The sequence below is a fragment of the Gracilibacillus halotolerans genome (assembly GCF_014206945.1).
GTDB lineage: Bacteria > Bacillota > Bacilli > Bacillales > Amphibacillaceae > Gracilibacillus > Gracilibacillus halotolerans.
In genome coordinates this window covers 119,961-126,776 of the sequence record NZ_JACHON010000005.1, presented here as the reverse complement: position 1 = coordinate 126,776, position 6,816 = coordinate 119,961, and the positions used below count along the sequence as shown (strand labels likewise).

6 protein-coding genes and 1 pseudogene are annotated in these 6,816 nt (G+C 28.9%); 6 read left to right on the top strand and 1 reads right to left on the bottom strand.

Features of this window, described 5'->3' with window-relative positions; genetic code table 11:
• Positions 1-213 (bottom strand): annotated as a pseudogene (locus GGQ92_RS08205) (IS5/IS1182 family transposase); the annotation flags it as partial.
• A 227-nt stretch (positions 214-440) separates the two neighbouring features.
• Between GGQ92_RS08205 and GGQ92_RS08200 the strand changes: the two are divergent.
• Genes GGQ92_RS08200 through wzy form a run of 6 tightly spaced genes read left to right on the top strand, consistent with a single transcriptional unit; the run spans position 441 to position 6,758 of the window.
• Entirely contained in the window at positions 441-1,076 is a 636-nt protein-coding gene (locus tag GGQ92_RS08200) for a sugar transferase (protein WP_184246951.1), read from the top strand.
• Entirely contained in the window at positions 1,073-1,942 is an 870-nt protein-coding gene (locus GGQ92_RS08195; protein WP_184246948.1) for an NAD-dependent epimerase/dehydratase family protein, read from the top strand. The genes GGQ92_RS08200 and GGQ92_RS08195 overlap by 4 nt, the downstream gene beginning before the upstream one ends.
• Positions 1,939-3,075, top strand: coding sequence for a glycosyltransferase (locus GGQ92_RS08190; RefSeq protein WP_184246945.1), 1,137 nt, complete (start codon positions 1,939-1,941; stop codon positions 3,073-3,075). Before GGQ92_RS08195 ends, GGQ92_RS08190 begins: the two co-directional genes overlap by 4 nt.
• Positions 3,076-3,115: 40 nt before the next feature.
• On the top strand, positions 3,116-4,195 hold the full coding sequence (locus GGQ92_RS08185) for a glycosyltransferase family protein (protein WP_184246942.1): 1,080 nt from the start codon (positions 3,116-3,118) through the stop codon (positions 4,193-4,195).
• Positions 4,196-4,224: 29 nt separating this feature from the next.
• A complete protein-coding gene (locus GGQ92_RS08180; protein WP_184246939.1) occupies positions 4,225-5,325 on the top strand; it encodes a glycosyltransferase in 1,101 nt (366 codons plus the stop codon).
• Positions 5,289-6,758, top strand: a complete 1,470-nt coding sequence (gene wzy, locus GGQ92_RS08175) for an O-antigen polysaccharide polymerase Wzy (RefSeq protein ID WP_343068793.1) — start codon at positions 5,289-5,291, stop codon at positions 6,756-6,758. The genes GGQ92_RS08180 and wzy overlap by 37 nt, the downstream gene beginning before the upstream one ends.
• Positions 6,759-6,816 lie beyond the last annotated feature (58 nt).

The window sequence follows — 6,816 nt, the reverse complement described above, 5'->3', positions numbered from 1 at the left end:
CGTTGGGATGCGTTCGACATACCTTACAAAAGTAGAAATAATCATCGCTGCATAATTTAATTCTTCTGGCGCACCTTTTCGTGATTTCTTCGTTATTTTGTAATAAATTTTATCCAAATTTATCGCTGATATAATAGCCTCATATTTTTGGGTAGGTTCCATGTCGTATAGTTCTTGAATGCCAAATAAGCTAGTTTGTCGTATAATGGTCATAAGAAGCACTCCTTCAGTCTTTTTATGGTTTTGTAGATATTACCATTATACAAGATTTGGGGAGGTGCTTCTTTTTTTAACTCTCAGAACCGTTGGGAGACGTGTTATAAGAATTATGAAATTCATTCACATAAGCACTTATATTATTCTATAATATTTACGCTTTATGCATTTAATTTTTTATTTGTTAAAAAAGAATTAAAGTTTACTACATTGAGGTGAAACTTATGTACATAAGAGTGAAGAGATTGTCTGATATTCTGCTATCTTTAATAGGTATGATTCTATTATCACCTGTTTTCATAATACTTATTTTAGCTATTAAATTAGACTCTAGAGGTCCTGTTCTATTCAAACAAAAACGTGTAGGGATTAATAAAACGCATTTTAATATACTAAAATTCCGGACAATGAAAATAGATACACCTAAAGATACACCGACACATTTACTTAGTAATCCCGAAAACTATATTACTAGAGTAGGTAGATTCCTAAGGAAAACATCACTAGACGAACTACCACAAATATGGAATATATTTAGAGGAGATATGAGTATTATAGGACCAAGACCCGCATTATGGAATCAATACGATTTAATTGCAGAGAGAGAAAAGTATGGTGCAAATGATGTAATGCCTGGCTTGACTGGTTGGGCACAAATAAATGGAAGAGATGAATTACCTATTGATGTAAAAGCAAGCTTAGATGGGGAATATGTAAAAAAAATGAGTTTAAGCATGGACGTAAAATGCTTCTTTGGCACAATTGTTAGTGTCATGAAGAGTGACGGTGTAATAGAAGGAGAAGTTGTTAGAAGCCATGAAGATAGACTAGCTAGTGATAAGGAGACGGTTTCTAAATGAAGAAAGTATTAATCACTGGTAAAAATAGTTATGTAGGTAATTCCTTGGAGAAGTGGTTAAATAACTATCCTGGAGAGTATGAAATAAATAAAATTAGTGTTCGAGATGATTCTTGGAAAACACACAATTTTTCTCCTTATGATGCTATTTTACATGTAGCCGGTATTGCACACCAAAAGGAAACGAAAGAAAATAAAGAACTTTACTTTAAAGTTAATAGAGACTTATCTTTCGAGATTTCCAAAAAGGCAAAAAAAGAAGGGGTAAAACATTTTATATTTTTGAGTTCTATGAGTGTTTATGGACTAGATAATGGGACAATTAGTAAAGATACTGTTCCTAAACCCCAAAAAAATTATGGTAAATCAAAACTAGAAGCAGAGTTGCTAATTAATTCTATAAGTAACGATAAATTTAAGTGCTCAATTATTCGTCCACCTATGATCTATGGGAAAGGGTGTAAGGGTAATTATAAGAAATTATCAAAATTAGTTGAAAAATCACCATTTTTTCCAGACATAAATAATAACCGAAGTATGATACACATTGATAATTTATCGGAATTAATTAAAATACTTATAGATAATCAAATGGCAGGTGTGTTTCTACCTCAAAATAAAGAATATGTTAGCACTAGTGAAATGGTAAGGCAGATTGCGAGAGCAAAAAATAAAAATATAAAGTTAGTAAAGTGGATGAATCCATTAATAAAGCTATCAAAAAATAAAATTCCTATTATTAATAAACTTTTCGGGAATCTAACTTATAAAAATGATAAGTGTAATTTGTTCTATGAATATCATGTTAGAGACTTTAATGAATCTATTTATATTTCAGAAACACAAGCTAGGAGCGAGAATAAATGAAGGCTGTTCTTGTCAGTTGTTTTAATTATTATGATAACAGATTAAAATTCATACAATTGCATTTAGAAAACATGGGATATGATGTAACATATATTACATCTGATTATGATCACATTAATAAGGAAAGATATAATCTTGACAGGAAAGGTACAATTCAAGTACGTGTCCCTAGATACAAGAATAATTTATCGATTAAAAGAATTTATTCTCATTACACTTTTTCTAAAAAAGTATATAAGAAAATAAAGGAAATTAAACCGGATATTCTATACGTAATGTTACCACCAAATTATCTTGGGAAAATTGCTGCTACCCTTCGCAAAAAGAATGATATAAAATTAATATTCGATGTATATGATTTATGGCCAGAAACATTTCCATCACTAGCAGCAAAAAAAACTTTAACAATTCCTTTTCTATTATGGAGAAATTTAAGAAATAAAAACTTGAGGAAAGCAGATTTTGTAATTACAGAGTGTAAATTATATCAACGGAATCTTCAAGGTATACTAAACGAAAAAGAAACAGATGTACTATATCTTACAAAGGAAACGAAAACTCACAATATTATAAATGAAATTAGCGCTAATAAGATGAATATTTGTTATTTAGGTTCTATTAATAATATTATAGATATTCCACTAATAGCTAAAACCTTGGCTGAGATCCATAAGTTAAAACCAGTTACTTTACACATTATTGGGGATGGTGAAAAGAGAGAGGATTTCATAAAAGAAGTTAGTAAATTTGGTGTTACAGTGCAATTTCACGGAAAAATATACGATGAAAAAATAAAGAGTGAAATTTTAGGAAAATGTAATTTTGGAATAAATATAATGAAGAAAACTGTCTGTGTTGGATTAACTATGAAGTCAATAGACTATTTTGCATCGGGACTACCAATTATAAATAATATTAAAGCTGACACCTTTGAACTTGTAGAAAAATATAAAATAGGAATTAATGTTTCGGAAGAACGATTTAAAGAGGTGGCAGAATTGGTAGCAGGATATGACTTAAATGAACTCAGTCAAATGAAGAAGAATACTATGAGTGTCTTTAAAGAGCTTTTTTCAATAACAGCATTTAACGCAAAATCTAAAAGTATACTGGAAAAAGTCATAAAGTCTTAGTAATAATAATATTTTTAAATCTTAAAGTGGGTGTATAATCATGGCAAAAAAAATTTGTTTATTAAGTACTAGTAACTTAAAACATATGACATTATCAGCCCTATATACAGATTATATGGATAAGCATAATATTGATTATGATATTATTTATATAGATAAATATCAAATTGATGAGAGTCATAATGCTAGTAATGCGTATAAATATGAATTAAATATAAAAAAGGAATGGAGTTTTATAAGAAAGTGGATACATTATTGGGGTTTTAAAAGATTCGCAACAAAAATACTCATAGAGAATAATTATGATTTTATAATAGTGTGGAATGAATTTACAGCATTTATGTTTGCAGATGTTCTAAAAAGGAATTTCGCGGGTAAATATTGTCTTAACATAAGAGATTATCATCATTTTAACCTTTTTTTTGTTTTTAACAGATTAAAAAAAGCAATTGAACCTTCTGCATTTACAACGGTTGCATCAGATGCATTTATTCCTTTTTTACCAAAAAAAGACTATTTAATGATTCACAGTCTAAATAATAGATTTTTAAGAGAATTGTCACCTCATACTAATTTAAAACCAAAGGATAAACCAATCAAGATTTTATATTTAGGATATATGAACTTTCCACAACATGCAATAAAGCTTATTGATGAATTGGCAAACGATAATAGATATATATTGCATTTTATAGGAGCAGGAACAGAAATGATAGGTGAATATATTAAAGATAAGAAAATTCAAAACGTAGTGCAAAGAGGTAGGTTCGATCCCTCTGAAACTCCTAATATTTTAAAAGATGTGGATATTATTTATGCTTTATATGATGTTGGCAATAAATTTGTTGATACAGCAATATCTATAAAATTATATTATGCAATCTATTTAAACATCCCCATTATAGTTTTTAAAAACACATATATGGAAAAAATATCACATCGATTAGGGATAGGTTTCATTATTGAGAAAGACAATTACTATAATGTGGGTAATGAATTGTATGAATGGTATCATTCATTAGATATTAGAACAATATCAAAATCAAGAAGTGAATTCCTTAAAAGTATAAAAATTAGTCATGATATGTTAGAGGAAAAAATGAACATACATATAAAATAGTATAGTATTTTATAAAAAAGGAAGAGAATATGAGGATTAATAGAAGTATAGTATTTGTAGTAAATAACCTAGGCTATGGTGGTGCACAGAAGATGATAGCATTTGTGGCAAAATCGTGTACCACGTTATTTGACAAAGTTTATTTAATTTCACTTTCGCCTCAGGAAACATTAATAGAAGTCAATAAGCAGATTTCAATTAGAAAATTAAACTATAGAACTGGAAGATCGGTAAGGGAAAAATTAAATTATAAGATCGAAGTTATAAAAAAATTAAGAGAAGAAATAGAGCATATTGAACCCGTATTAGTATGTGCATTTGGTGCAGATGCTTTATTTATAAGCAGACTTGCAACTATTTTTAAAAAAATAAAATTAGTTGGTTCTGAAAGGAACGCACCAGAAAGTTATTCGAAAATTTGGAAGATAATTAATAAAATAAACTTTAGCTTTTGTCATGGTTTAGTCTTTCAAACTAATCAGGCTATGAGATTTTATGGTAAGAAGATATTGGATAAATCAACAGTGATACCTAATCCTTACTTAGATGTTAATGAATATCAAAAACCATTTGATGGAAAAAGAGAAAAACTGATTACTACTGCTGCAGCTAGTTTTGAATACAGAAAAGGAATCGATGTATTAATTAAAGCATTTGCAAAAATTAATGAAAAATATCCGGATTACTTACTGGTAATTTATGGGGAAGGACCTTTGTTAAATGAGTATAAAAAATTAATAAAAACCTTAAACATAGAAAAATATGTTGTATTTCCTGGCACGGTAAAAAATGTTTCTAAAGAGGTGTATAACTCATCAGTTTTTGTCTTACCATCTAGAAATGAAGGTATACCAAATGTCTTAATAGAAGTAATGGGAGTTGGAGTACCAGTATTAGCTACAAATTGTCCGCCAGGAGGTCCAGCTTATCTAACTGACAATGGTAGAAGGGGCATTCTTGTGGATGTAGATGATATAGAGGGAATGGCTAATGGAATCGCAGAAATAATACAAGACGAGAATTTGTCAAAAAAGTTGAGTGACCGTGCAACTGAGATTTTAGATGTTCTAGACCCTCAAAAAATAGCTGAAAAATGGAAAGATTATTTTTATTTTATAATAAAGGATTAGTAAATATGTATAAAAAAACATTTAAATATTTCTTTTTCACACTAGTAAATTTTTTTCTTTTAATAATTATTTATTTTCTATTTGTTATAACTTCCAGTAACTTTGAAAATGTTGAGAATTGGTCGTTTATAATTTCTATAACGGCCATAATTTTAATGTTTTTTCAAATTTTACAAATGTATTATCGAAGAATAAGGTATATGGATTTTAGAGTCTGGTTTATAATTCTACTTTACTTATTTATGTTTGGAAGAGTTTTTTTGCATGCTTTTAATTTAGACTCTGACGTTTTTTGGGATTTAATGAGTAGATACCCAGAAAAATTGCTGTTTGAAACAAGTTTTTATATCTTGCTATTTATACAAGCCATATACACTGGACTAATGTTAAGTTCTAACTTTCATTTACGAGAGCGCAGAGAACTGTCAGATGAGAATGATGACCAAGGGGATTCTAAACTACTTTATAATTCTGGGATAATACTTCTGTTTTTTTCAGTACCTTTTAGACTATACATTGATTTAAACAGTATAATTCAAGCACAATCTAGTTCAAGTTATATGGCAATACAGCAACATGTAGGATTAGCTGATGATTTTGCTATATTGGTTGTTCCAAGTATCCTCTTAATTTTAGCTGGGCTACCCAAAAATAAAAGATTAGGTTTCATAGTTTTAATAGCGACTGTCAGTTATTTTATAATTATTATGATTCTTACAGGAGATCGAAGATATCCTGTGACTGGTATCTTAGCAATTCTCTTATGCTATGGAGCTATTTACAGAATAAAATTATCGCTAAGAAAATCACTTTTAACCATACTAGTCGCAATGATATTACTTAACTTATTAGCAGTTATTAGAAAAGTTAGAACTGATAGTTTAACTTCACTTTTTTCCTTTTTTGGTATTTTTAAAGAGGAGTTATTTTCGATGGATGTAATATATGAAACACTTGCTGAGTTTGGTCTATCATTCTTTTCAGTAGTTGCTATCCTAAAACATATGCCTAGTAGTGAGTCTTATTTATATGGTTTAACATTCGTAGGTTCATTTACGTCTCTAGTTCCTGCAGGTTTTTTATTTAGTGATTTCCATAGCTTGATTTCACCCTCCTCGAACACTATTAACAAGTTAGAAGGTTATCCTGTTGGAGCGACTTTAGCAGGAGATTTATATGCTAATTTTGGCTGGTATGCTGTTCTAATTGCAATAATAATTGGAAAGTTGTTATCGAAACTTTTTGTATTTAAAGAAGGGAAAAATAAAAATTTTTATATCGTTAGATATTATTCGCTATTCTATATTTTAATAAACCTAGTGAGATCCAGTTTTTTTGAAATATTCAGAGCATCTTTTATGGTTTACTTTATACCAATATTGATAATTATGATTCTTAAATACCGACAGACTAAACAAAAAAACAAAAGTTAAGCAACTTATTTACACGTAAGTGTTATAGTGATCTAATTTAAGCTCTAATTGACTGGAA